The sequence below is a fragment of the Rhizobium ecuadorense genome (assembly GCF_001187535.1).
In the GTDB taxonomy this organism is placed as follows: Bacteria; Pseudomonadota; Alphaproteobacteria; order Rhizobiales; family Rhizobiaceae; genus Rhizobium; species Rhizobium ecuadorense.
Window position 1 is genome coordinate 348,297 of sequence record NZ_LFIO01001107.1, and the last position, 24,739, is coordinate 373,035.

A 24,739-nucleotide genomic window follows, 5' to 3' on the forward strand; every position below is an offset into this window, starting at 1 on the left:
CGCCGCGGCTCTTTACATCCGCGGCGGGCGTCTCTATGTCCACCAGCACCAGAAGAACCGAGACAGAGAAGCAGGAAAATGCGAGCGGAAATCGAAAACGTGGTCGATGAAACCAAGCAGGCTATCACCCTGCTGAGGAGGCATCTTTGACTGGGACCAGGCGATAAGACGGCTGGACTGGTTGAACAACAAGGCAGAGGATCCGAACCTCTGGAACGACGCTACCGAAGCGCAGAAGCTGATGCGCGAGCGCCAGCAGCTCGATGACGGCATCAGTGGCGTCAAGCAGCTGGAACAGCAGCTGAACGACAATATCGAGCTGATCGAACTCGGCGAGGAAGAGGGCGACGAAGGCGTCGTCAAGGAAGCCGAGGATACGCTGAAGGCCTTGAAGGCCGAGGCTGCGCGCCGGCAGGTGGAAGCCATGCTCTCCGGCGAGGCCGACGGCAACGACACCTATCTCGAAGTTCATTCCGGCGCCGGCGGCACCGAAAGCCAGGACTGGGCGAACATGCTGCTGCGCATGTACACCCGCTGGGCCGAACGTCAGCGTTTCAAGGTCGAGCTTCTCGAAGTCCATGACGGCGAAGAGGCGGGCATCAAGTCCGCGACCCTGCTCGTCAAGGGACACAATGCCTATGGCTGGCTGAAGACGGAATCGGGTGTGCACCGGCTGGTGCGCATCTCGCCTTACGACAGCAACGCGCGTCGCCACACCTCCTTCTCGTCGATCTGGGTCTATCCCGTGGTCGACGACTCGATCCAGATCGAGATCAACGAAGGCGACTGCCGCATCGACACCTATCGTTCGTCGGGCGCCGGCGGTCAGCACGTCAACACCACCGACTCGGCCGTGCGCATCACGCATATGCCGACCGGCATCGTCGTGCAGTGCCAGCAGGAGCGTTCGCAGCACAAGAACCGCGCCAAGGCCTGGGACATGCTGCGTGCCCGCATGTACGAAGCCGAGCTGAAGAAGCGTGAGGACGCCGCCAGCGCCGAGGCCGCCTCCAAGACGGATATCGGCTGGGGCCACCAGATCCGCTCCTACGTGCTGCAGCCCTACCAGCTGGTCAAGGATCTGCGCACCGGCGTCGCCAGCACCGCGCCGGACGACGTGCTCGACGGCGAACTCAACGAGTTCATGGAAGCGGCTCTTGCCCACCGCATCAGCGGCGCTGCAGACGCGGTCGTCGACGACGTGGACTGATAGACAAAAGCAGGGATTGAGACGAGAAAGCCCCGGAGACGGGGCTTTTTCGTTGTTCAGGCGATTGCTTTGACGTCGTTGCCCTGGAACAGCGCGGCCGACAGACCGGCAATCTCGTCGTGGATGGCGGCGCGCTCGATATCAGGGGGATCGGTGAAGAGCTCCGCCGCAAAGGCCATGCCGAGGGCGGTACCTTCAGGCACGAAGACATAATGCCCAAGCCCGCCGCCGAGGATTTTAAGACGGCTGTCGGGGAGCCGCGCATGCAGCCATGCCGAACATTCCTCGGCCGGTGCCGCCCTGTCGGCATCGCCGACCAGAATGAGGGCGGGCGCGTCGACGGTTTTCAGGCTTTCCTCGCTGAAACCGAGAACGGACCGGCCCGGCGCGCACAGGAGTGCGGCCTTGATTCTGTCGTCCCGGTAAGACGTCGACAGGCGCGACCATGAATCGCGAAACACGTCGCTGGTGCGAAGCAAGGTCGGGATATGATCGGCAAGGTCGGGAAATTCCCTCGGTCCGCGCGCCCCGCCCGGCTTCATCCTGGATGGGTCGAACTGCGAAGACTGGGCGACGGCGCCGAGAAGCAGCATGACGCTGTAGGCTCCGGCCGAAAATCCGGCCGCGAACACGCGGGTGGTATCGATATAAGAGGAGAGATCGCCGAGCCAGTCATCGCTGTGGTCGAGCATGAAGCTCAGATCCGGCGCCCGCTCCCAAAGGCAGGCAAAGCCCTCGGCGCGATAAGGCTCGTTGCCGGTATTGCCGTGATGGTTGACGCCGAGCGCTGCAAATCCGCGATCGGCGAGCCGTCGCGCCAGCCACTCCAATCCCGCCGCGGATCCGCCGGTGCCATGCGACAGCAGCACGAGGGGATAGGGCCGGGCCTGGGGCCGGATGGCTGCGTCGTGGGCGACGACCGCCTTCTTGAACCAGCTTCTTTCCGCCGTATCGTTTTCCCGCGCCGTATCGGCAGCGGGATACCACAGCGACCAACTGATGGGTCTGGGGCCGTTGGCGTCCCAGTTCGACCTGTTGTGGTCGTAAAGGACGCCGTCACGGAAGCCGAGTTTCATCTCTCCTGCTCCTTCCCGAACGATTCCCAGCGGTTCAATTCGTCGCTTTCTCGACGGTGATGTCGCCGAATTCGTCGATCAGCACGGTCCAGCCATCCGGCTCGGCATTGGGGTCGGTCTTCAGATAGATCGTGGCGAACAGGCCGGGCTGCTTGATGATGCCGTTCGAATTCTCGGGGCGGATATCGGTGATATAAGGCTTCAGGTCGCTGATCTCCTGCAGCTCGACGGTAGAGGCGATCGCCGGGCCGGTCTCGGTCTGGGCAATCTGCTGCAGGTAGACCTTTGAGGTCCTGTCTGCCTGGCGGACGGCAAAGAGCTTGTAGTACCCGTGGCGCTGAGCCTTTGCTTGCGAGTTGGCAACGCTCTCGGCGGCTGTCGGCGCCCGCTCGACATCAGGTGCGTTGCCGTCATCCTCCCAATACCCGGTGCTGGTCGCGAAAATCACCGATGCCGGCAGGATGACGTCCTGCGCCGGCAAGGCTGCGGCCGACCATCCAATGAGGAAAGCGGTTGTCATCACTATCCGTCGCATTGCCATCGTCTCAATCCTTGAACTGCTCGGCGAGAATACGGTCGGACCAGGAGCGGTCGGGATCGGAAAGAATACGCGCCGTCATATGCTCCGACTGGGCAATGCGGACATGCAGCACCGATTTCACCTCGGTATTGTCGGCCACCGCATTGACCGGCCGCTTCACCGGCTCGAGAACGTCGATATCGACGGTCACCTTGTTGGGCAGCAGTGCGCCCCGCCAGCGCCGCGGCCTGAAAGCGCTGACCGGCGTCATGGCGAGCAGCGGCGCCTCGAGCGGCAGGATCGGGCCATGAGCGGAAAGATTATAGGCCGTCGAGCCGGCGGGGGTCGCCACCATCAGCCCGTCGCAGATCAGCTCCTCCAGGCGCACGCGCCCGTCCACCGTCACCCTCAGATTCGCCGCCTGATAGGACTGGCGGAAAAGATAGACCTCGTTGATGGCCAGCGCCGTCGAATTGGTGCCGTCGGCGTTGGCGGTCGTCATCTGCAACGGCCGGAAGACGTTTTCCACGGCGACGCAGATGCGCTCCTGAAGCTGTTCGCTGCGATAGTCGTTCATCAGAAAGCCGACCGAGCCGCGATTCATGCCGTAGACCAGCTTGCCGGAGTTCATGGTGTTGTGCAGCGTCTGCAGCATGAAACCGTCGCCGCCGAGCGCGACGATGACATCGGCATCGTCGGCCGGCACGTCGCCATAGATGCGAATCAACTCCTCGCGCGCGGCGAGCGCCTCCGTCGTCGGCGAGGCGATAAAGGAAAGAGTCTGAAATGAACGGCCCATGCAATGCCCTTTGTGAAGCTGCTCTAGCTAACGGATAAAGGGCTGGCGCGACAAGGACGTTTTCTATCGCCAGGCGTTTGAGCGGCAGCCGACCTGTCCGCACAGACACGAATTTTCCTTTACAGAACCATAGAATCTGCTAGTTGGGCACCTGTTGCCCTTGTAGCTCAGTTGGTAGAGCACCTGATTTGTAATCAGGGGGTCCCGGGTTCGAACCCTGGCGGGGGCACCATCTTTTTCCGCGTCATATCCCTGCCCAGACGATCGCTATGGTTCGACGTCGCTTCGCTCGATCGCACCGGCAGATTTTTCCAGCCATCGCACATCGCTTGATGAACCTTGTCTGAAGGGCTGCTTCAGCGCCAATTCAGCCGCGCCGGTTTAACTTCGCCTCATCATCAATGAGGAAGCAGCCATGAAGCTCGCACATCTCTTTTTCGCCGCAACCATATCTGTCGGTGCGGCTTTGGCATCCGTCGCCCCGGCAACCGCCATGCCCGTCGACCGGCCGGCGGTGTCGGCCCAGGGCGATATCGTTCAAATTCGTGATGGCTGGCGCCATGATCGCGGCGGTGACGACCGTGGCTGGCGTGATGAGCGTGACGACCGCGGTTGGCGCCATCAGCGCGATTGGCGCCGGTCCGACTGGCGCGGTGATGACTGGCGCTGGCGCCGGTGGCGTGCCGAGCGTTGGCAGGAACGCCGTGAGTGGCGCCATCGCGATCGTGACATGCCTTTCTGGCTCTACCGCGGCTGACGCCAGCTGCTACAGCATCCATTGCGCGCCCGAGACGCGCGGCGAGAGAACGGCCCGGATCATCCGGGCCGTTTTTCAATGACTGACGGGTTCGTTGACACTTGCCTCGAGCTTGTTGCCGTTGCCAGTCTGGCCGGCGCCCGACGGCGACAGGATTGCGATGCTGAGCACGGAGGCGACCATGAAGGCAACGACGGCAATCATTATGCGCATAGGCGTTCAATCCTCGTTCAGTGGGGATTAACGCACCATCGTCGTCCGCGTTCCTGTCGGGACTAAAGCGCGCCGCATCGAATTTGATTCATGCTACGCGCTTTAGCCTTTTGTTTTTATGCATGTCGTTACTCCGGAACCGCTGCACACTTCCGGGCGACATGCATTATTGCACCGTCCCCGGCGTCGCGGGGCCGGGCGCCGTCGGCGACAGCGGATCGGGCTGGTGGACCGGGTGCGAGGTGTCCACCCAGATGATGCTGAGAATGATCCCGACGAAGACCGCGATGAAGAGGATACCGAAAATCAGCGGTCGAATAGCCATGATGGGGATCGTTCCTTCTTGCTTCCGACCGGTCGTTGCGATCGGTCATCGCCCGATCATAGTGCTCCAGGAGGTCTTTCCAAGGCAAAATCGAATTTCTCCGGCATCGCGCGAGCCTTGCGTGGCTGTCGCAGGCATCCGTTTTCCATCTGTCGCAGCGGGTTGAACTGTGTCAGGGATGCCTGAAACAGTTGGGGACGGACGTCGTGAAACGCACGGTTAAAGCATCGGTCATTGTCGCGGCATTCGTCTCCTTCGCCGGAGCCTCGGAAAACGCGCGAGCTTTCGACAAGCCGACAAAAGTCGATGTGGTCGCACTGCCGAAGGATGAGCTCAATCCCGATGCGAAACCGAAGATCACCTGCAACCGCTATCCCGCCTTCATGGTCAAGGAGGTCGATCTCGGCGAGGTCGGCGCCGACAAGCTGGCGCTGCTCGCTCCTGATGCGCCCTGTGAGCGCGCCGGCGCGCGCGAACGGGTGATCGCGGACGATACCGCCGGCTATCTCATGGGCGTCAGCGGCGGTTTCGTCCTTTTTCGTGCCGCGGACGGGTGGAACGGCGGGCTGCCTTTCGTCGTCTACGATGCGGCGACGGGCGAGCGGCTGCTCGACGATTCCCTGGCGGGCGACGATTTTGCCGCGATAAGGAGCGGGAAGGGGGAGCTGAGCCTCGATTTTCGTCGCGTCTACACGGCGTCCTGTTCGCTCTATCTGGAGCGTGCTGCCTGCGCGAAGACGATCGCCGCCGATACCGGTCTGTCGCAACTGCCGGATTGCACCGCCGCCTACAAGGCGGAAATCAGACGCAGCCCCGGCCATGCCGGCGAAATCGAGAAACTGCCGAGCGTGATCGTCTATCCTGTCGAACTGACTTATGCGGCTGGTGACACGGCGCGCCGGCCCTTGGAAGGAACGACGGTCTGCCGGATACCGAGCTGACCGGTGTGTTGGCGGATGCGCCGCTACTTTCGAATCATTGACGCACGAGCGATAGCGGCTTGCCGCCTTCTTCCTTCGATTTGTCGAAATTGCCGTCGGCGCGCATGTCGAAGCCAAGCGATGAGCCGTCACCGCCCAGCAGCGTCAGGCCGAAACCCTCGATATGCCAGACCGCGAGTTTCAGCCTGGCGACATTGGCGGCGCAGTCGCCGGATAGCGACAGCGGCGCATTGCCGTCCGCATCGGCATGGCCGTCGAGCGTCAGACCGCAGAGCCTTTCGCCGTCCGGTCTTTGCATCGTCCAGGTTCCGGCAAGGCCGCTGAAGCTCGGCAGGCGATCGATGCCGTCAGGGGCGGCGATCAGCAAAAGCGGCGTGCCGTCCTGCGTCTTCATCGGCGAGCCCTCGTTCTCGACGAAACGGGCGAGCACCTTGCGCGTCGCATCGATCAGGATGACGCCGCCATTGCCGTCGAAATTCCAGGCAGCGGCTTCGGCAAGAGCCGGCAGCGGCTTGGTGCAGGCGTCCTGGCCGGACAGCGAGTGACCGCCGATCGCCATGTCGGTTTCGAGCGTCATCCGGCATCCCGCGCGCCCGTCTTCCGGCGCGACGAGATAGGTTCCTGCCTGCGCCTTGAGAATATCGGCATCGATATCCTGTCCATGGGCCATGCCGCAAAAAAGCAACGCAGCTACCGGAGCCGCGAGCCGAAGGACGAAACGGGTCATGACAGTTCCTCTTTGTCGCAGGCCTGCCGCGGACCGGCCTATGCTTTCAAAAAGAGCCGCGCCGCATAAAGCGCGATTGCCGCAGCATTCGAAACGTTCAGCGATTTGATCGCGCCCGGCATGTCGAGACGGGCAAGCGCGGTAACGGTCTCGCGCGTCTTCTGCCTGAGCCCCTTGCCTTCGGAGCCGAGCACCAGCACCACCTTCTCACCCGAAAATGTGCCCTCGAGCGGCGCCGGCCCTTCCGAATCGAGGCCGATGGTGGAGAAGCCGAGCTTGTGCAGTTCACCGAGTGCATCGGCGAGATTGGTCACCTGTATATAAGGTATCAGTTCCAGCGCGCCGGAGGCGGATTTGGCGAGCACGCCTGACTCGGTCGGGCTATGTCTCTGAGTGGTGATAACGGCGCCGGCATTGAAGGCGACGGCCGAGCGCATGATCGCGCCGACATTGTGGGGATCGGTGACCTGGTCGAGGACGAGCAGGAGCGGGCTGTCCTTCAGGGCTTCGAGCCGGCGGACCGGCAGCGGCCGCGTTTCCAGCATGACGCCCTGATGGATCGCCTCGGGGCCGAGCACCTTGTCGATATCCTGCGGCGAGACGATCTCGAAGGGAATGCCGAGCGTTTCGGCGTCGACTTCGAGCCGCGCCAGCGCGTTCTGGGTCACGAAGAGCTTGATCTTCTTGCGCTCGGGATTGTCGAGGGCGGCGCGCACTGTATGCAGGCCGTAAAGATGCACCTGGTCTGGCGCCAGCGCCGGCGGCTTCCAATCGTCGCCGCCGCGCTTGCGCTTCTGCGGCTGAGGGGTCGGGATCTCGCCGCGTTCGCGCTTGGCGTCACGGTGGGCGCGCCGCAGCGTGGCGTAATGCGTATCCTTGGCCGATGGGTCTGTCGCGGCCGTGCCGCCGGGTTTTTTGTCTTTGCTCATGCGGCTTTATAGCCATGGCGCTCCCCGCCGCATAGGCTTTCTTTCATATGCCGGCTTTCGGCGGCGAATGAAATTTTTCGTGTTTTTTCCGTAGTCATCGTGTTGACAGACTGAAATGCTCCGGTCATATACGCGGCGCAGACGACGGGCGGCAACGCTTCGAAGTCTGACAAACTTGGTCTTCTAGATCCGGACGAAAAACTGGAGAGATGCCCGAGTGGTTAAAGGGGACGGACTGTAAATCCGTTGGCTCAGCCTACGTTGGTTCAAATCCAACTCTCTCCACCATTCGTCATCGGATCGGACCACCCCGCGGGTATAGCTCAATGGTAGAGCAGCAGCCTTCCAAGCTGAATACGCGGGTTCGATTCCCGCTACCCGCTCCAGTTCTTCCAAGCCCAATTCATGTGACCGGCACCGCGGCGATCATTCGGCATGCGGATGTTTTCCGAAGACGCCGGCGATAGCGCTCATCGACCGGCAGGCGAGGGCGCTCGGCGCCGGGCGCGGTAGCCCATCTCCGCCAGCCCACGCGATTTTCTCCAAGGATTTCAGTGATTTTCGAGGGGGCTTCGGCGAATCACCTTGCAGGCGGCGAATTGTCCCCCATATGCGCTGTCACACCAAGAATGGCGTCTGCAATTAAGTCTTGCGCAATTTCGCCGAAAGCCTTAAACGGCGGCACTAAACCGGTTCGCCGGGGCCCACCATTTCGTTCACAGGAAGCATTCAAATGGCAAAGAGTAAGTTTGAGCGCAACAAGCCGCACGTCAACATCGGCACGATCGGCCACGTTGACCACGGCAAGACGTCTCTGACGGCAGCGATCACGAAGTACTTCGGTGAGTTCAAGGCGTACGACCAGATCGACGCTGCTCCGGAAGAAAAGGCCCGTGGCATCACCATTTCGACGGCGCACGTCGAATATGAGACGCCGGCCCGCCACTACGCGCACGTCGACTGCCCCGGCCACGCCGACTACGTCAAGAACATGATCACCGGTGCTGCCCAGATGGACGGCGCGATCCTGGTGTGCTCGGCCGCTGACGGCCCGATGCCGCAGACACGCGAACACATCCTGCTGGCCCGCCAGGTCGGCGTTCCGGCGATCGTTGTGTTCCTGAACAAGGTCGACCAGGTTGACGACGCCGAGCTTCTCGAACTGGTCGAGCTCGAAGTTCGCGAACTGCTGTCGTCCTACGACTTCCCGGGCGACGATATCCCGGTTGTCAAGGGTTCGGCACTGGCCGCTCTCGAAGATAGCGACAAGAAGATCGGCGAAGACGCGATCCGCGAGCTGATGGCTGCTGTTGACGCCTACATCCCGACGCCTGAGCGTCCGATCGACCAGCCGTTCCTGATGCCGATCGAAGACGTGTTCTCGATCTCGGGCCGCGGCACGGTTGTGACCGGCCGCGTCGAGCGTGGCATCGTCAAGGTTGGCGAAGAAGTCGAGATCGTCGGCATCCGCGCGACCTCGAAGACGACGGTGACCGGCGTTGAAATGTTCCGCAAGCTGCTCGATCAGGGCCAGGCTGGCGACAACATCGGCGCACTGGTTCGCGGTGTGAACCGTGACGGCGTCGAGCGTGGCCAGATCCTGTGCAAGCCGGGCTCTGTCAAGCCGCACAAGAAGTTCATGGCAGAAGCCTACATCCTGACGAAGGAAGAGGGTGGCCGTCATACGCCGTTCTTCACCAACTACCGTCCGCAGTTCTACTTCCGCACGACGGACGTGACCGGCATCGTCACGCTGCCCGAGGGCACGGAGATGGTCATGCCGGGCGACAACGTCACGGTTGCCGTCGAGCTGATCGTTCCGATCGCGATGGAAGAAAAGCTGCGCTTCGCGATCCGCGAAGGCGGCCGCACCGTCGGCGCCGGCATCGTCGCTTCGATCGTCGAGTAATCCTGGGATTACCCGAAATTCAGGAAAAACCCCGCTGGAAACGGCGGGGTTTTTTCGTTTTGATGCCTGTTTGAGGGTTTAACAGGTGTTGTAAAAATATCGTTAAATTCGCCCGTCACAGTATTTTGTTCATCTCACATTCAGAAACCGGTTGTGATTGGTTCATTTTAGTCCAGACTCCTTCATGCAAAGAGGAGAGCCCGGATGATTCCAAAGGCCACGTTCGTTGCGACGATATTCGCAATGTATGTTTTCACGATGTTTTTCATTGCAGCCATCCCGCAGGAGGTTGTTCAGGCAGCCGGCGTGCAGATCGGCGACGTGAGCGTCGTTAAGTAACGATTTAGCAGTTTGCCGCAGGCTTCTGCGGTGATCGGAAATGATCGGCCATGTGCCCTGATAGGGTGCACCTGGCGACGCGAGGGTGAACCCTTGCAGGACGCTCGCTTGCTCTTCGCGCGGAAGCGTCTAACTATGCCTCCGATTTGATGACGCGGAGGACATTCCATGAAGAAGCGAATTCTGTTCACGGGCGGTTCGGGCAAGGCCGGTCGCCATACCGTGCCATGGCTCATCAATGCCGGTTACGAGGTTCACAATCTCGATCTCGTGCCGCTGGACAGTCCCGGCGTCACCAATCTCATTGCCGATATCACCGACAGCGGTCAGGTTTTCAACGCGCTGTCGATGCACCGCGATTTTCCCGATCTCGATGCGGGCAGGGGCGTGCAGCCCTTTGATGCCGTCGTGCATTTCGCCGCCATCCCTCGCATCCTGATCAAACCGGACAATGAGACTTTCCGCATCAACACGATGGGTACTTATAATGTCATCGAGGCGGCGGTGAAGCTCGGCATCAGGAAGATTATCGTCGCATCGAGCGAAACGACCTACGGCGTCTGCTTCGCCGAAGGCCATCGCGATTTCCACCAGTTCCCGCTGGAGGAAGACTACGACGTCAATCCGATGGATTCCTACGGGCTTTCCAAGGTGGTCAACGAAAAGACCGCCCGCGCCTTTGCCGAACGGTCGGGTTTCGACATCTATGCGCTGCGAATCGGCAACGTCATCGAGCCGCACGAATATGAGCGTTTCCCCACCTATTTCGCCAATCCCGAGATGCGCAAGCGCATCGCCTGGAGCTATATCGACGCCCGTGATCTCGGGCAGATCTGCCATCTCTGCATCGAAAAGGACGGTCTCGGCTACCAGGTCTTCAACGCAGCCAACGACACGGTCTCGGCCAACACGCCGTCGAAGGAGCTTGCGAAGCGATTTTATCCGAACGTGCCCTTCACGCGCGAGATCGGCGAATATGAAGGCCTGCTCTCCAACCGCAAGATTCGCGAGGTGCTGGGGTTCAAGGAGGAGCACGATTGGCGTAAATATGTGAACGTCTGAACGGATCCTGGTGGGGCGATGAGCGAGCCGATCGTTCGCATATCCGCAGAATGGCTATGAAAAACGAAAATCGTGCTTGCCAATCCGCTGCCGTCGTCTTAAAGGGAGCGCCATGCTTTTCAGCAGCGATTTGCGGACCTTGGTCCATACGCTGATTGATCGGTATGAAGGGGTATAGCTCAGTTGGTAGAGCGGCGGTCTCCAAAACCGCAGGTCGTAAGTTCGAGCCTTACTGCCCCTGCCATTTTCCTCCAAGCGGGACAGCGCGGACATGCTCGCGGCATTCCGGCCGGGGATTGATGGGTAAGACTAATTTCGTTAAACTTCGGTTTCCCTCTTGTGTATTCGGAAATCGGTGTTTATTTAGGGTTCAACAGACACGCGGTGCGTGGGGCTGATAGTTTCAGCTTTACGCGCCGTAATTGCGTGGGCAGTCGATGGCATCCAAATCCAATCCGTTTGCGTTTCTGCAGCAGGTTCGCTCCGAGACGTCCAAAGTTACATGGCCGTCGCGCCGCGAGACGATGATCTCGACGGTTATGGTGCTTGTGATGGTGGTTTTCGCTGCGCTGTTTTTCTTTGCCGCTGACCAGCTGATCGGCTGGGTTCTGAGCTTCGTGCTGAATACCGGCAACTGATACGGGTGGAGATGAAAATGGCGGCACGTTGGTACATCGTCCACGCATATTCAAATTTTGAAAAGAAGGTCGCTGAGGACATCGAGAACAAGGCTCGCCAGAAGGGGCTTGAGCACCTGTTCGAGAAGATCCTCGTGCCGACCGAAAAGGTGGTGGAAGTGCGTCGCGGCCGTAAGGTCGACAGCGAGCGCAAGTTCTTCCCGGGCTATGTCATGGTTCGCGCCAACCTGACGGATGAAGCCTACCACTTGATCAAGAATACGCCGAAGGTCACAGGTTTCCTCGGCTCCGACAACAAGCCCGTTCCGATTCCGGATTATGAAGCCGAGCGCATTCTCGGCCAGGTCCAGGAAGGTGTCGAGCGGCCGAAGGCCTCCATCACCTTCGAGATCGGCGAGCAGGTCCGCGTTTCCGATGGTCCGTTCGCGTCGTTCAACGGCACGGTTCAGGATGTGGACGAAGAGCGTTCGCGCCTGAAGGTTGAAGTGTCGATCTTCGGCCGCGCAACGCCGGTCGAACTGGAATACGCTCAGGTCGAGAAGGTCTGATTGTAAGAGATTGGAAGCAGGCCTTGCGGCCGGTTTCCTGCGGACCTGGTCCGCACCCGCGTGGAAGGTGAGGGGTCTTAGCCGGACCCTAACGATCCGCACCACGCAACCGCAGCCGCCGGAGAGATCCGGCATCACGGGCCGGGCGACCGGCCGCTCATGAAAGGCAGAGAGATATGGCTAAGAAAGTTGCAGGCCAGCTCAAGCTTCAGGTCAAGGCAGGATCGGCAAACCCGTCCCCGCCGATTGGTCCGGCGCTTGGTCAGCGTGGCATTAACATCATGGAATTCTGCAAGGCGTTCAATGCCGCCACGCAGGAAATGGAAAAGGGTATGCCGATCCCGGTCGTCATCACCTATTACCAGGACAAGTCCTTCACCTTCGCGATGAAGCAGCCTCCGGTCAGCTACTGGCTGAAGAAGGAAGCGAAGATCACGTCCGGTTCCAAGACGCCCGGCAAGGGCGCCAAGGCCGGCTCCCTCACCAAGGCTCAGATCAAGTCGATCGCAGAAGCCAAGATGAAGGATCTGAACGCAGCGGATATCGAAGGTGCAATGGCGATGATCGAGGGCTCTGCCCGCGCCATGGGCCTGGAAGTGGTGGGTTAAGATCATGGCTGGTAAGCGCACGCAGAAGATCAACGAAGGTGTTGATCCCACCAAGCTCTACGCTCTGAGCCTAGCCATCGGCATGGTCAAGGAACGGGCTGTCGCCAAGTTCGACGAAACCATCGAAGTCTCGATGAACCTCGGCGTCGACCCGCGCCATGCGGACCAGATGGTTCGCGGCGTCGTCAACCTGCCGAACGGCACCGGCCGTACGGTTCGCGTTGCCGTCTTCGCTCGTGGCGTCAAGGCCGATGAAGCCAAGGCTGCCGGTGCCGATATCGTCGGTGCTGAAGACCTCGTCGAAATCGTCCAGGGCGGCAAGATCGAATTCGATCGCTGCATCGCCACCCCCGACATGATGCCGCTGGTCGGCCGTCTCGGTAAGGTTCTCGGCCCCCGCGGCATGATGCCGAACCCGAAGGTCGGCACCGTCACCATGGATGTCGCCGGAGCCGTCAAGGCTTCCAAGGGCGGCGCTGTCGAGTTCCGCGTTGAGAAGGCTGGCATCGTCCATGCCGGCATCGGCAAGGCCTCTTTCGACGCCAAGGCTCTGGAAGAAAACATCCGCGCCTTCGCTGACGCAGTCATCAAGGCGAAGCCGGCTGGCGCCAAGGGCAACTACGTCAAGCGCGTGGCGATTTCTTCGACCATGGGCCCGGGCGTCAAGATCGAAGTCGGCTCCGTCACAGCAGCTCCGACTGCATAAGTTGATTGCCGGACCTCGGTCCGGTCACTGAATTCCGGCCTCGCAAGAGGCCGGAATATTCCGGAGAAATCCGGAATCCTGTCCGAGATTGCAGGTGGTTTTCCCTTAATCACTTTGCCTGCATGAGACGGGTAAGACCCGAATTGCTTGAAGTTCGCTTCATAGGAAATCGGTTCGAGCCTTGGATGCCTTGTGCCTCTCCAGCCTTCATTGGCGCGGGAGCGCGGGGGGACAGGATCCTCAAGCGTCGCTTGGGATCTCGCATGATCCCGGGAGGCAAAAGGCAACCCGGCGGGCCCGTTTTCGGTCCCGCCAACTGGAGATAGGCAGTGGAAAGAGCGGAAAAACGCGAATTCGTCACGGAACTGAACGAAGTCTTCAAGGCTTCGGGCTCAGTTGTCGTGGCCCACTATGCTGGTGCCACAGTCGCGCAGATGAACGATTTTCGTTCGAAGATGCGTGCAGCTGGCGGTACCGTCAAAGTCGCGAAGAACCGCCTGGCCAAAATTGCCCTTCAGGGTACGGAAGCGGAAGGGATCACCGATCTCTTCAAGGGTCAGACGCTGATTGCATACAGCACCGATCCGATCACCGCTCCGAAGGTCGTCATGGATTTCGCCAAGACCAACGACAAGATCGTTGTTCTGGGCGGCGCCATGGGAACAACCACGCTCAACGCCGATGCAGTCAAGTCGCTTGCGACCCTGCCTTCGCTCGATGAGCTGCGTGCGAAGCTGCTGGGCATGATCCAGACACCGGCTACCCGCATCGCTGGGGTTGTTGCAGCACCGGCAAGCCAGCTTGCCCGCGTGTTTGCGGCCTACGCCAAGAAGGACGAAGCCGCTTAAGGCGGTTTTTCGCTGTTTATAATCAACCGGTTCGAACCGAACAAAAGGAACTAGTAAAATGGCTGATCTCGCAAAGATCGTTGACGACCTCTCCTCGCTGACCGTTCTGGAAGCTGCAGAACTGTCGAAGCTTCTCGAAGAAAAGTGGGGCGTTTCCGCCGCTGCTCCGGTAGCTGTTGCTGCCGTCGGTGGTCCTGCTGGCCCTGCTGCCGTGGAAGAAGAAAAGACCGAGTTCGACGTCATCCTCGCGGATGCCGGCGCCAACAAGATCAACGTCATCAAGGAAGTCCGCGCCATCACCGGTCTCGGCCTCAAGGAAGCCAAGGACCTCGTCGAGGCCGCTCCGAAGGCTGTCAAGGAAGGCGTTTCCAAGGCTGAAGCCGCTGACATCAAGAAGAAGCTTGAAGACGCTGGCGCCAAGGCCGACGTCAAGTAATCTTGAAACGCTTTTGGGAGGCAGTCTCTGCTGCCTCCCATTTGCCGTTTTTCTGAACGAATTACCCAAAAGCCGCGTCAAACCGGCTTTTGGGTAATGGGTTCTTCAAAAGGATAGTCTCGCACCGAGGGCAGCACAGCAATCCGAGCTGAGCGTTTTCGGGTGTCGGACGAGATTGAACTACTCATTGATAGACGGGATCGACTGGCCATCGGTTCCCGTCCGTTGCAGGCCCGGGTGCAAGATTTTGAAGGAGCGACGATGGCTCAGACCCTTTCGTTCAACGGTCGCAGGCGCGTACGCAAGTTTTTTGGTAAGATCCCCGAAGTCGCAGAAATGCCGAACCTCATCGAGGTTCAGAAGGCGTCCTACGACCAGTTTCTGATGGTTGAAGAGCCGAAAGGCGGCCGGCCCGACGAGGGCCTTCAGGCCGTTTTCAAGTCGGTTTTCCCGATCACCGATTTCTCCGGCGCTTCCATGCTGGAATTCGTGTCCTACGAATTCGAGCCGCCGAAGTTCGACGTTGACGAATGCCGTCAGCGCGACCTGACTTATGCTGCGCCGCTGAAGGTGACGCTGCGCCTGATCGTGTTCGATATCGACGAGGATACCGGCGCGAAGTCGATCAAGGACATCAAGGAACAGTCCGTTTACATGGGCGACATGCCGCTCATGACCAACAACGGCACGTTCATCGTCAACGGCACCGAGCGCGTCATCGTTTCCCAGATGCACCGTTCGCCTGGTGTCTTCTTCGACCACGACAAGGGCAAGAGCCATTCTTCCGGCAAGCTGCTTTTTGCTGCCCGCGTCATCCCCTATCGCGGTTCCTGGCTCGATATCGAATTCGACGCCAAGGACATCGTCTACGCCCGTATCGACCGTCGCCGTAAGATCCCTGTCACGTCGCTGCTGATGGCGCTCGGCATGGATGGCGAGGAAATCCTCGACACTTTCTACACCAAGTCGCTCTACAAGCGCGACGGCGAAGGCTGGCGCATTCCCTTCAAGCCGGAAACGCTGAAGGGTGCCAAGGCGATCACCGAGATGGTCGATGCCGATACCGGCGAAGTCGTCGTGGAAGCCGGCAAGAAGCTGACCCCGCGCCTGCTGCGCCAGCTGTCCGACAAGGGCCTGAAGGCGCTGAAGGCCGGCGACGACGATCTCTATGGCAACTATCTCGCTGGTGACATCGTCAACTACTCCACCGGTGAGATCTATCTCGAAGCCGGCGACGAAATCGACGAGAAGACGCTCGGTATCATCCTGGCGAACGGTTTCGACGAGATCCCGGTTCTCGGCATCGACCACATCAATGTCGGCGCCTATATCCGCAACACGCTGACTGCCGACAAGAACGAGAACCGTCAGGACGCTCTGTTCGACATCTACCGCGTCATGCGTCCGGGTGAACCGCCGACCATGGAATCGGCCGAAGCCATGTTCAACTCGCTGTTCTTCGATGCGGAGCGTTACGACCTCTCCGCCGTCGGCCGCGTCAAGATGAACATGCGTCTCGACCTGACGGTCGAAGACACCGTCCGCATCCTGCGCAAGGACGACATCCTGGCCGTGGTCAGGATGCTGGTCGAACTGCGCGACGGCAAGGGCGAGATCGACGACATCGACAACCTCGGCAACCGCCGCGTCCGTTCGGTCGGCGAGCTGATGGAAAACCAGTACCGTCTCGGCCTGCTCCGCATGGAGCGCGCGATCAAGGAACGCATGTCCTCGATCGAGATCGACACGGTCATGCCGCAGGATCTGATCAACGCCAAGCCGGCTGCCGCAGCCGTCCGCGAATTCTTCGGTTCCTCGCAGCTCTCGCAGTTCATGGACCAGGTCAACCCGCTCTCGGAAATCACCCACAAGCGCCGTCTGTCGGCGCTTGGCCCGGGCGGTCTGACCCGTGAGCGCGCCGGCTTCGAAGTCCGCGACGTGCATCCGACCCACTACGGCCGCATTTGCCCGATCGAAACGCCTGAGGGCCCGAACATCGGTCTGATCAACTCGCTTGCGACCTTTGCCCGCGTCAACAAGTACGGCTTCATCGAAAGCCCGTACCGCCGCATCGTCGACGGCAAGGTGACGAGCGACGTGCTCTACCTCTCCGCCATGGAAGAGGCGAAGTACTACGTCGCCCAGGCCAACGCCGAAATGAACGCCGACGGTTCCTTCGTCGACGAGTTCGTCGTCTGCCGTCATGCCGGCGAAGTTATGCTGGCGCCCCGCGACAGCATGAACCTGATGGACGTTTCGCCGAAGCAGGTCGTTTCGGTCGCAGCCGCGCTCATCCCGTTCCTGGAAAACGACGACGCCAACCGCGCCCTCATGGGCTCGAACATGCAGCGTCAGGCCGTGCCGTTGCTGCGTGCCGAGGCCCCGTTCGTCGGGACCGGCATGGAGCCGGTCGTTGCCCGTGACTCGGGTGCCGCCATCGGCGCGCGCCGCGGCGGCGTGGTCGACCAGGTCGACGCGACGCGTATCGTTATCCGCGCCACCGAAGACCTCGAAGCCGGAAAGTCGGGCGTCGATATCTACCGCCTGCAGAAGTTCCAGCGTTCGAACCAGAACACCTGCGTCAACCAGCGCCCGCTGGTCACCGTCGGTGACGAGGTCAACCGCGGCGACATCCTCGCCGACGGCCCGTCGACCGATCTCGGCGACCTGGCGCTCGGCCGCAACGCGCTCGTCGCGTTCATGCCCTGGAACGGCTACAACTACGAAGACTCGATCCTGCTCTCCGAGCGCATCGTTGCCGACGACGTGTTCACCTCCATTCACATCGAGGAATTCGAAGTGATGGCGCGCGACACCAAGCTTGGTCCCGAGGAAATCACCCGCGACATTCCGAACGTTTCGGAAGAAGCGCTGAAGAACCTCGACGAAGCCGGCATCGTCTACATCGGCGCCGAAGTTCAGCCGGGCGATATCCTCGTCGGCAAGATCACCCCGAAGGGCGAAAGCCCGATGACGCCTGAGGAAAAGCTTCTGCGCGCCATCTTCGGCGAAAAGGCCTCCGACGTGCGCGATACCTCCATGCGCATGCCGCCCGGCACCTACGGCACGATCGTCGAAGTGCGCGTCTTCAACCGCCACGGCGTTGAAAAGGACGAGCGCGCGATGGCGATCGAGCGCGAAGAGATCGAGCGTCTGGCAAAGGATCGCGACGACGAGCAGGCGATCCTCGACCGTAACGTCTACGGCCGTCTGATCGAAATGCTGCGCGGCCAGGCTTCCATCGCCGGTCCGAAGGGCTTCAAGAAGGGCACCGAGCTTTCGAACGCCGTCGTCTCCGAATATCCCCGCTCGCAGTGGTGGATGTTCGCGGTCGAGGACGAGAAGGTTCAGAGCGAGCTCGAAGCGCTCCGCGGCCAGTACGACGAATCCAAGTCGCGCCTTGAACAGCGCTTCATGGACAAGGTCGAGAAGGTCCAGCGCGGCGATGAAATGCCCCCTGGCGTCATGAAGATGGTCAAGGTCTTCGTCGCCGTGAAGCGCAAGATCCAGCCGGGCGACAAGATGGCCGGCCGTCACGGGAATAAGGGCGTCGTTTCACGCATTGTGCCTGTCGAGGACATGCCGTTCCTTGAAGACGGCACGCATGTCGACGTCGTTCTCAACCCGCTCGGCGTTCCCTCGCGCATGAATGTCGGCCAGATCCTGGAAACGCACCTGGGCTGGGCTTGCGCCGGCATGGGTCGCCAGATCGGCGAACTGATCGAAGCGTACAAGGCCAATGGCAACATCGAGCCGCTGCGCAAGACCATCGGCGATGTCGTCGGTGACGGTCCGAAGGCCGAACAGGTCCAGGAGTTCGACGACGAATCCGTTCTGCGTCTCGCCGACCAGTGGAAGCGCGGTGTTTCGATTGCGACGCCTGTTTTCGACGGTGCGAACGAAGGCGACGTCAACGACATGCTGCGTCTGGCAGGTCTCAAGGACACCGGCCAGTCGACGCTCTATGACGGCCGTACCGGCGAGCAGTTCGACCGCCAGGTAACCGTGGGCTACATCTACATGCTGAAGCTCAACCACCTGGTCGACGACAAGATCCATGCCCGTTCGATCGGACCTTACTCGCTCGTGACCCAGCAGCCGCTGGGCGGCAAGGCGCAGTTCGGCGGACAGCGCTTCGGCGAAATGGAAGTCTGGGCGCTCGAAGCATACGGCGCGGCCTACACGCTGCAGGAAATGCTGACGGTGAAGTCGGACGACGTCGCCGGCCGCACCAAGGTCTACGAAGCCATCGTCCGCGGAGACGACACGTTCGAAGCCGGTATTCCGGAAAGCTTCAACGTTCTCGTCAAGGAAATGCGCTCGCTGGGCCTCAGCGTCGAGCTCGAAAACACCAAGCTTGACGAGGCGCAGGCAGCGCAACTGCCCGACGCTGCCGAGTAAGCACCTGATAGGGCGTGCGCTGCCAATGCGGCGCACGCCGGTCCCGCCGGGCGCCGTATCCGTATCGGCCCTGCAGGGAAGTTTCGCCGCAACTTGCGGTTATTCTCGTTTAAGCGAGGGAGGCGGCTCCCCGGGAATTTGCCGCCGGCCATCGCATTTTGAGGGCGCTTTAGCCCATGAAGGAGACAGGCATGAACCAAGAGGTCATGAATCTTTTCAATCCGCAGGTGCCTGCACAGAATTTCGATTCCATTCGGATTTCGATCGCGTCTCCGGAGAAGATCCTCTCCTGGTCCTACGGTGAGATCAAGAAGCCGGAAACCATCAACTACCGTACGTTCAAGCCGGAACGCGACGGTCTGTTCTGCGCGCGCATCTTCGGGCCGATCAAGGACTACGAATGCCTGTGCGGCAAGTACAAGCGCATGAAGTACAAGGGCATCATCTGCGAAAAGTGCGGCGTCGAAGTCACGCTGTCGCGCGTTCGCCGTGAGCGCATGGGCCATATCGAGCTCGCCGCTCCCGTTGCCCATATCTGGTTCCTGAAGTCGCTGCCGTCGCGCATCTCGACACTGCTCGACATGACGCTGAAGGATGTCGAGCGCGTCCTCTATTTCGAAAACTATATCGTCACCGAGCCGGGCCTGACGGCCCTGAAGGAGCATCAGCTCCTCTCGGAAGAAGAGTACATGCTTGCCGTTGACGAATACGGCGAAGACCAGTTCACCGCGATGATCGGCGCTGAGGCGATCTACGAGATGCTGGCCTCGATGAATCTCGAAAAGATCGCCGGCGACCTGCGCTCCGAGCTTGCCGACACCACGTCGGATCTCAAGCAGAAGAAGCTGATGAAGCGCCTGAAGATCGTCGAGAACTTCATGGAGTCGGGCAATCGTCCGGAATGGATGATCATGAAGGTCGTTCCGGTCATTCCGCCGGATCTGCGTCCGCTGGTTCCGCTCGACGGCGGCCGTTTCGCGACGTCGGACCTGAACGATCTCTACCGCCGCGTCATCAACCGTAACAACCGTCTGAAGCGCCTCATCGAGCTTCGTGCGCCCGGCATCATCATCCGCAACGAAAAGCGCATGCTGCAGGAATCGGTTGACGCGCTGTTCGACAACGGCCGCCGCGGCCGCGTCATCACCGGCGCCAACAAGCGTCCGCTGAAGTCGCTCTCCGACATGCTGAAGGGCAAGCAGGGCCGCTTCCGCCAGAACCTGCTCGGCAAGCGCGTCGACTATTCCGGCCGTTCGGTCATCGTCACCGGTCCGGAACTGAAGCTGCACCAGTGCGGCCTGCCGAAGAAGATGGCGCTCGAGCTCTTCAAGCCGTTCATCTATGCCCGCCTCGACGCCAAGGGTTACTCCTCGACCGTCAAGCAGGCCAAGAAGCTGGTCGAAAAGGAAAAGCCTGAGGTCTGGGATATCCTCGACGAGGTCATCCGCGAGCATCCGGTTCTTCTGAACCGCGCGCCGACGCTGCACCGCCTGGGCATCCAGGCCTTCGAACCCACCCTGGTCGAAGGCAAGGCGATCCAGCTGCACCCGCTCGTCTGCACGGCCTTCAACGCCGACTTCGACGGCGACCAGATGGCCGTTCACGTGCCGCTGTCGCTCGAAGCCCAGCTCGAAGCCCGCGTGCTGATGATGTCGACCAACAACATCCTGCATCCGGCCAATGGCGCGCCGATCATCGTTCCCTCGCAGGACATGGTTCTCGGCCTCTATTACCTGTCGATCCTGAACCAGAACGAGCCGGGCGAAGGCATGGCCTTCTCCGATCTCGGCGAGCTGCATCACGCCCTCGAAACCAAGGTCGTGACGCTGCACACCAAGATCCGCGGCCGCTTTAAGTCGGTCGACGAGGATGGCAAGCCCTACTCGAAGATCTATGAGACGACGCCTGGCCGTCTGCTCATCGGCGAACTGCTGCCGAAGAACGGCAAGGTGCCTTTCGACATCTGCAACCAGGAAATGACCAAGAAGAACATCTCCAAGATGATCGACACGGTCTACCGCCACTGCGGCCAGAAGGACACGGTCATCTTCTGCGACCGCATCATGCAGCTCGGCTTCTCCCATGCCTGCCGCGCCGGCATTTCGTTCGGCAAGGACGACATGGTCATTCCGGATGCCAAGGCCAAGATCGTTGCCGACACCGAAAGCCTGGTGAAGGAATACGAGCAGCAGTACAATGACGGCCTGATCACCCAGGGCGAAAAGTACAACAAGGTTGTCGACGCCTGGGGCAAGGCCACCGAAAAGGTCGCCGAAGAGATGATGGCCCGCATCAAGGCGGTCGAATTCGACGAGAACACCGGCCGTCAGAAGCCGATGAACTCGATCTACATGATGAGCCATTCCGGCGCCCGCGGTTCTCCGAACCAGATGCGTCAGCTGGGCGGCATGCGCGGCCTGATGGCCAAGCCGTCGGGTGAAATCATCGAGACGCCGATCATCTCGAACTTCAAGGAAGGCCTGACCGTCAACGAGTACTTCAACTCGACCCACGGCGCCCGCAAGGGTCTGGCAGACACCGCCTTGAAGACCGCCAACTCCGGTTACCTGACTCGCCGTCTCGTCGACGTCGCGCAGGATTGCATCGTCACGCACGTCGATTGCGGCACCGAAACCGGCCTCACCATGACCGCCATCGTCGATGCCGGCCAGGTCGTCGCCTCGCTCGGCGTCCGCATCCTCGGCCGCACGGCACTTGATGACATCGATCATCCGATCACGGGTGAGCGCCTCGTCGATGCCGGCAAGATGATCCTCGAGCCCGACGTCATCGAAATCGAGAAGGCCGGTATCCAGTCGATCCGCATCCGCTCGGCACTGACCTGCGAAATCCAGACGGGCGTCTGCGCAGTCTGCTACGGCCGCGACCTGGCCCGTGGTACGCCTGTCAACATGGGTGAAGCCGTCGGCGTTATCGCTGCTCAGTCGATCGGTGAGCCGGGCACCCAGCTCACCATGCGTACCTTCCACCTTGGCGGTACGGCAACCGTGGTCGACCAGTCGTTCCTGGAAGCCTCGTACGAAGGTACGGTGCAGATCAAGAACCGCAACATCCTGCGCAACTCCGATGGTAACCTCGTTGCCATGGGCCGCAACATGACCGTCCAGATCCTGGACGAGCGTGGTGTCGAGCGGTCTTCGCAGCGTGTGGCCTACGGTTCGAAGTTGCATGTCGACGAAGGCGACAAGGTCAAGCGCGGCCAGCGTTTGGCGGAGTGGGATCCTTACACCCGTCCGATGATGACCGAAGTGGCTGGTACCGTTCAGTTCGAAGACCTGGTCGATGGTCTCTCGGTTCTGGAAGCCACCGACGAATCCACCGGCATCACCAAGCGTCAGGTCATCGACTGGCGTTCGACCCCGCGCGGTTCGGACCTCAAGCCGGCGATCGTCATCAAGGATGCCAGCGGCAACATCATGAAGCTGTCGCGTGGTGGTGACGCCCGCTTCATGCTCTCGGTCGACGCCATCCTGTCGGTCGAGCCGGGCACCAAGGTCTCCCAGGGTGACGTTCTTGCGCGTTCGCCGCTGGAAAGCGCCAAGACCAAGGACATCACCGGCGGTCTGCCGCGTGTTGCCGAGCTCTTCGAAGCCCGCCGTCCGAAGGACCATGCCATCATCGCAGAGATCGATGGTACGATCCGCCTCGGCCGCGACTACAAGAACAAGCGCCGCGTCATCATCGAGCCGGCGGAAGACGGTGTCGAGCCTGTCGAATACCTGATCCCGAAGGGCAAGCCCTTCCACCTTCAGGAAGGCGACTATATCGAAAAGGGTGACTACATCCTCGACGGTAACCCGGCTCCGCACGACATCCTGGCAATCAAGGGCGTGGAGGCTCTGGCCTCCTACCTCGTCAACGAGATCCAGGAAGTTTACCGCTTGCAGGGCGTTGTCATCAACGACAAGCACATCGAGGTGATCGTCCGTCAGATGCTGCAGAAGGTGGAGATCACCGATGCAGGCGACTCGACCTATATCGTCGGCGACAATGTCGACCGGATCGAGCTCGAAGACGTCAACGATCACCTGATCGAGCAGGGCAAGAAGCCCGCCTACGGCGATCCGGTTCTTCTCGGCATCACCAAGGCGTCGCTGCAGACCCCGTCCTTCATCTCGGCCGCATCCTTCCAGGAAACGACCAAGGTGCTGACGGAAGCCGCGATCGCCGGCAAGACCGACGGCCTGCAGGGTCTGAAGGAAAACGTCATCGTCGGCCGCCTCATCCCGGCCGGCACCGGCGGTACCATGACCCAGATCCGCCGCATCGCCACCTCGCGCGACGAGCTGATCCTCGAAGAGCGCCGCAAGGGCACGGGTGCTGCCGTTGCCACGCCGATGCTGCAGGACATGGCCGAAAAGGCTCCGGCTGCGGAATAATCCGCGGCCGAAGGCCACCACTTGGTGGCACACGAATTGAAAAACCGCCCGGAGGGATCCGGGCGGTTTTTCGTTTTTGGTCTGGATTGGCCAGTCTTGGGGCCAGTCTGGGGGAGGGCGCTGCTCCCGCTTATGCTGCCTTTGGGCGACCCCGCAGCGTCAGCGGCGGCTCCCTTCAGTTGAAGCGGATGATCGCGACCTCGCCATCGACGGCGCCCTGGTAGGCGGAGGCGTGCGGCTCTTCGGCGGGCACCTCGGTCAGCATGCCGATCTGGTCGAGATCGGCCTCGATGAAGCCTTCCTCGGCAAGGGCGTTCAGGGCCTCGCGTACCGCGGTATCGTCGTCGGGTGCCTTCAGCATGATGTGCAGGTCGATGCCGTCGCTGTCGTCGGACTCGTAGCCTTTGCCGATGATGATGAAGATCATCGGCCCGTCGAAATTATTGTCGTTATCAGGTGTCGTAATCATCGCCTGTCCTTCGGCTCTTTGACGATTCGGTCGCTCGAATCCTGCTGTGAGGGCCGCACGCCGCAATTGCTGATTCCTTAACTGCTTTTGCCGCGATGCCCAAGTTTTTATCTTGGTGCACGGCCGTGATTTCGTCTAGAAGGATGAAATCATAGCGTTAGGCCCGCAGATCAAGGCGATACGGCGAGTTTATTTCTTAACCGGCCTTGACGAGAGGGGTGGAAACCAGTAGTACCCCGGCCATCAGATCCCATGTGAGGCTTGGCTGTTCGGGGCGACGCGCCCTGAAGTTCACCTCAAACAAGGTTCTAAACGCACGTTGAAGTCATGATGCTGCACGCACGACGCATATTTTATGCGTCCTCTGCTCCTTGTGGTCCATCTGCGGAAGCGGATCGGGCCATATTTTGCGCATTGACGGAAAGCGTGCGTCACTGCCGGAGACGGCGCGAGTTCAAGCCCGCAAGGGTACTGAGATAAAACGTAAGGGATGGTTGAATGCCTACCGTAAACCAGCTGATCCGCAAGCCTCGCCAGGCGAACGTAAAGCGTAACAAGGTTCCCGCACTCCAGGAGAACCCGCAGAAGCGCGGCGTTTGCACGCGCGTCTATACGACGACGCCGAAGAAGCCGAACTCGGCTCTGCGTAAGGTCGCAAAGATCCGCCTGACCAACGGCTTCGAAGTCATTGGTTACATCCCCGGCGAAGGTCACAACCTTCAGGAACACTCTGTCGTCATGATCCGTGGCGGCCGCGTCAAGGACCTTCCGGGTGTCCGTTATCACATCATCCGCGGCGTTCTCGATACCCAGGGTGTCAAGAACCGCAAGCAGCGCCGCTCCAAGTACGGTGCGAAGCGTCCGAAGTAATTCGGGTT

24 protein-coding genes and 4 tRNA genes are annotated in these 24,739 nt (G+C 60.6%); 19 read left to right on the plus strand and 9 right to left on the minus strand.

The genetic code is table 11. The annotated features are described in order from the left end of the window. The first annotated feature begins 78 nt into the window (after positions 1 to 78). Positions 79 to 1,210 (plus strand): peptide chain release factor 2 gene (prfB, locus tag AF337_RS23835; RefSeq protein ID WP_003573848.1). Its coding sequence is split into 2 segments (ribosomal slippage): positions 79 to 147 and positions 149 to 1,210, totalling 1,131 coding nucleotides; the frame shifts between segments, so codons are not numbered across the junction. Between the two features lie 56 nt (positions 1,211 to 1,266). Here prfB and AF337_RS23840 read toward each other — a convergent pair. From AF337_RS23840 to AF337_RS23850, 3 genes are read right to left on the minus strand one after another with little or no spacing between them, the layout of a single operon-like run. Beyond that, positions 1,267 to 2,286, minus strand: coding sequence for an alpha/beta hydrolase family protein (locus tag AF337_RS23840; protein ID WP_049734086.1), 1,020 nt, complete (start codon positions 2,284 to 2,286; stop codon positions 1,267 to 1,269). 34 nt (positions 2,287 to 2,320) lie between these two features. Next, positions 2,321 to 2,827 (minus strand): hypothetical protein, encoded by a 507-nt coding sequence (locus AF337_RS23845; protein WP_049734087.1) that lies wholly within the window; start codon positions 2,825 to 2,827, stop codon positions 2,321 to 2,323. A gap of 4 nt (positions 2,828 to 2,831) precedes the next feature. Continuing rightward, the gene (locus AF337_RS23850; protein ID WP_049734088.1) at positions 2,832 to 3,605 is read right to left on the minus strand and encodes an NAD kinase; all 774 of its coding nucleotides are present in this window, start codon (positions 3,603 to 3,605) and stop codon (positions 2,832 to 2,834) included. A 156-nt stretch (positions 3,606 to 3,761) separates the two neighbouring features. On the opposite strand from AF337_RS23850, the gene AF337_RS23855 reads away from it, so the two are divergent. Beyond that, positions 3,762 to 3,837, plus strand: a tRNA-Thr gene (locus tag AF337_RS23855). A 183-nt stretch (positions 3,838 to 4,020) separates the two neighbouring features. Continuing rightward, positions 4,021 to 4,362, plus strand: a complete 342-nt coding sequence (locus tag AF337_RS23860) for a hypothetical protein (protein ID WP_049734089.1) — start codon at positions 4,021 to 4,023, stop codon at positions 4,360 to 4,362. A 75-nt stretch (positions 4,363 to 4,437) separates the two neighbouring features. Here AF337_RS23860 and AF337_RS43765 read toward each other — a convergent pair whose 3' ends face one another. Both AF337_RS43765 and AF337_RS43770 read right to left on the minus strand, forming a co-directional pair. Continuing rightward, positions 4,438 to 4,575: a hypothetical protein gene (locus AF337_RS43765; protein ID WP_167347795.1), complete on the minus strand. Its 138-nt coding sequence runs from the start codon at positions 4,573 to 4,575 to the stop codon at positions 4,438 to 4,440. Between the two features lie 166 nt (positions 4,576 to 4,741). Continuing rightward, on the minus strand, positions 4,742 to 4,900 hold the full coding sequence (locus AF337_RS43770) for a hypothetical protein (protein ID WP_003587211.1): 159 nt from the start codon (positions 4,898 to 4,900) through the stop codon (positions 4,742 to 4,744). A 206-nt stretch (positions 4,901 to 5,106) separates the two neighbouring features. On the opposite strand from AF337_RS43770, the gene AF337_RS23865 reads away from it, so the two are divergent. After that, entirely contained in the window at positions 5,107 to 5,841 is a 735-nt protein-coding gene (locus tag AF337_RS23865) for a hypothetical protein (RefSeq protein WP_049734152.1), read from the plus strand. 34 nt (positions 5,842 to 5,875) lie between these two features. On the opposite strand, the gene AF337_RS23870 is transcribed toward AF337_RS23865, so the two are convergent. From AF337_RS23870 to AF337_RS43335, 3 genes are read right to left on the minus strand one after another with little or no spacing between them, the layout of a single operon-like run. Next, the gene (locus AF337_RS23870) at positions 5,876 to 6,568 is read right to left on the minus strand and encodes an AprI/Inh family metalloprotease inhibitor (protein ID WP_049734090.1); all 693 of its coding nucleotides are present in this window, start codon (positions 6,566 to 6,568) and stop codon (positions 5,876 to 5,878) included. Between the two features lie 38 nt (positions 6,569 to 6,606). Further along, positions 6,607 to 7,497, minus strand: a complete 891-nt coding sequence (gene rlmB, locus AF337_RS23875; RefSeq protein WP_049734091.1) for a 23S rRNA (guanosine(2251)-2'-O)-methyltransferase RlmB — start codon at positions 7,495 to 7,497, stop codon at positions 6,607 to 6,609. Beyond that, positions 7,494 to 7,670, minus strand: coding sequence for a hypothetical protein (locus AF337_RS43335; RefSeq protein ID WP_010069471.1), 177 nt, complete (start codon positions 7,668 to 7,670; stop codon positions 7,494 to 7,496). Before AF337_RS43335 ends, rlmB begins: the two co-directional genes overlap by 4 nt. A gap of 30 nt (positions 7,671 to 7,700) precedes the next feature. Between AF337_RS43335 and AF337_RS23880 the strand changes: the two genes are divergently transcribed. From AF337_RS23880 to rpoC, 14 genes are all read left to right on the plus strand, one after another. Further along, positions 7,701 to 7,785: transfer RNA gene (locus tag AF337_RS23880), tRNA-Tyr, on the plus strand. A 24-nt stretch (positions 7,786 to 7,809) separates the two neighbouring features. Next, positions 7,810 to 7,883 (plus strand) — tRNA-Gly (locus AF337_RS23885). Between the two features lie 347 nt (positions 7,884 to 8,230). Beyond that, positions 8,231 to 9,406, plus strand: coding sequence for an elongation factor Tu (gene tuf / locus AF337_RS23890; RefSeq protein WP_003573803.1), 1,176 nt, complete (start codon positions 8,231 to 8,233; stop codon positions 9,404 to 9,406). A gap of 204 nt (positions 9,407 to 9,610) precedes the next feature. Beyond that, positions 9,611 to 9,745 carry a hypothetical protein gene (locus AF337_RS46085; RefSeq protein ID WP_003573829.1) on the plus strand — a complete coding sequence of 45 codons (135 nt, stop codon included), beginning with the start codon at positions 9,611 to 9,613 and terminating at the stop codon, positions 9,743 to 9,745. A 168-nt stretch (positions 9,746 to 9,913) separates the two neighbouring features. Then, positions 9,914 to 10,807: an NAD-dependent epimerase/dehydratase family protein gene (locus AF337_RS23895; protein WP_049734092.1), complete on the plus strand. Its 894-nt coding sequence runs from the start codon at positions 9,914 to 9,916 to the stop codon at positions 10,805 to 10,807. A gap of 168 nt (positions 10,808 to 10,975) precedes the next feature. After that, positions 10,976 to 11,051: transfer RNA gene (locus tag AF337_RS23900), tRNA-Trp, on the plus strand. Positions 11,052 to 11,244: 193 nt separating this feature from the next. Next, complete coding sequence (gene secE / locus AF337_RS23905; protein ID WP_003573826.1) at positions 11,245 to 11,445, plus strand: preprotein translocase subunit SecE; 201 nt, start codon at positions 11,245 to 11,247, stop codon at positions 11,443 to 11,445. A 17-nt stretch (positions 11,446 to 11,462) separates the two neighbouring features. After that, positions 11,463 to 11,993, plus strand: coding sequence for a transcription termination/antitermination protein NusG (gene nusG, locus AF337_RS23910; RefSeq protein WP_003547516.1), 531 nt, complete (start codon positions 11,463 to 11,465; stop codon positions 11,991 to 11,993). 176 nt (positions 11,994 to 12,169) lie between these two features. Beyond that, positions 12,170 to 12,601: a 50S ribosomal protein L11 gene (gene rplK / locus AF337_RS23915; protein WP_003547518.1), complete on the plus strand. Its 432-nt coding sequence runs from the start codon at positions 12,170 to 12,172 to the stop codon at positions 12,599 to 12,601. A 4-nt stretch (positions 12,602 to 12,605) separates the two neighbouring features. Then, positions 12,606 to 13,307, plus strand: coding sequence for a 50S ribosomal protein L1 (gene rplA, locus AF337_RS23920; RefSeq protein ID WP_049734093.1), 702 nt, complete (start codon positions 12,606 to 12,608; stop codon positions 13,305 to 13,307). Positions 13,308 to 13,636: 329 nt separating this feature from the next. Then, a complete protein-coding gene (rplJ, locus tag AF337_RS23925; protein ID WP_003587203.1) occupies positions 13,637 to 14,155 on the plus strand; it encodes a 50S ribosomal protein L10 in 519 nt (172 codons plus the stop codon). A 58-nt stretch (positions 14,156 to 14,213) separates the two neighbouring features. After that, positions 14,214 to 14,591, plus strand: coding sequence for a 50S ribosomal protein L7/L12 (rplL, locus tag AF337_RS23930; RefSeq protein WP_049734094.1), 378 nt, complete (start codon positions 14,214 to 14,216; stop codon positions 14,589 to 14,591). 261 nt (positions 14,592 to 14,852) lie between these two features. Further along, positions 14,853 to 18,992, plus strand: coding sequence for a DNA-directed RNA polymerase subunit beta (gene rpoB / locus AF337_RS23935; protein ID WP_049734095.1), 4,140 nt, complete (start codon positions 14,853 to 14,855; stop codon positions 18,990 to 18,992). 191 nt (positions 18,993 to 19,183) lie between these two features. Beyond that, on the plus strand, positions 19,184 to 23,392 hold the full coding sequence (rpoC, locus tag AF337_RS23940; protein WP_049734096.1) for a DNA-directed RNA polymerase subunit beta': 4,209 nt from the start codon (positions 19,184 to 19,186) through the stop codon (positions 23,390 to 23,392). A 175-nt stretch (positions 23,393 to 23,567) separates the two neighbouring features. On the opposite strand, the gene AF337_RS23945 is transcribed toward rpoC, so the two are convergent. Beyond that, a complete protein-coding gene (locus AF337_RS23945) occupies positions 23,568 to 23,861 on the minus strand; it encodes a hypothetical protein (protein ID WP_049734097.1) in 294 nt (97 codons plus the stop codon). A gap of 498 nt (positions 23,862 to 24,359) precedes the next feature. Between AF337_RS23945 and rpsL the strand changes: the two genes are divergently transcribed. Further along, positions 24,360 to 24,731, plus strand: coding sequence for a 30S ribosomal protein S12 (gene rpsL / locus AF337_RS23950; protein WP_003547537.1), 372 nt, complete (start codon positions 24,360 to 24,362; stop codon positions 24,729 to 24,731). Positions 24,732 to 24,739: the final 8 nt, after the last annotated feature.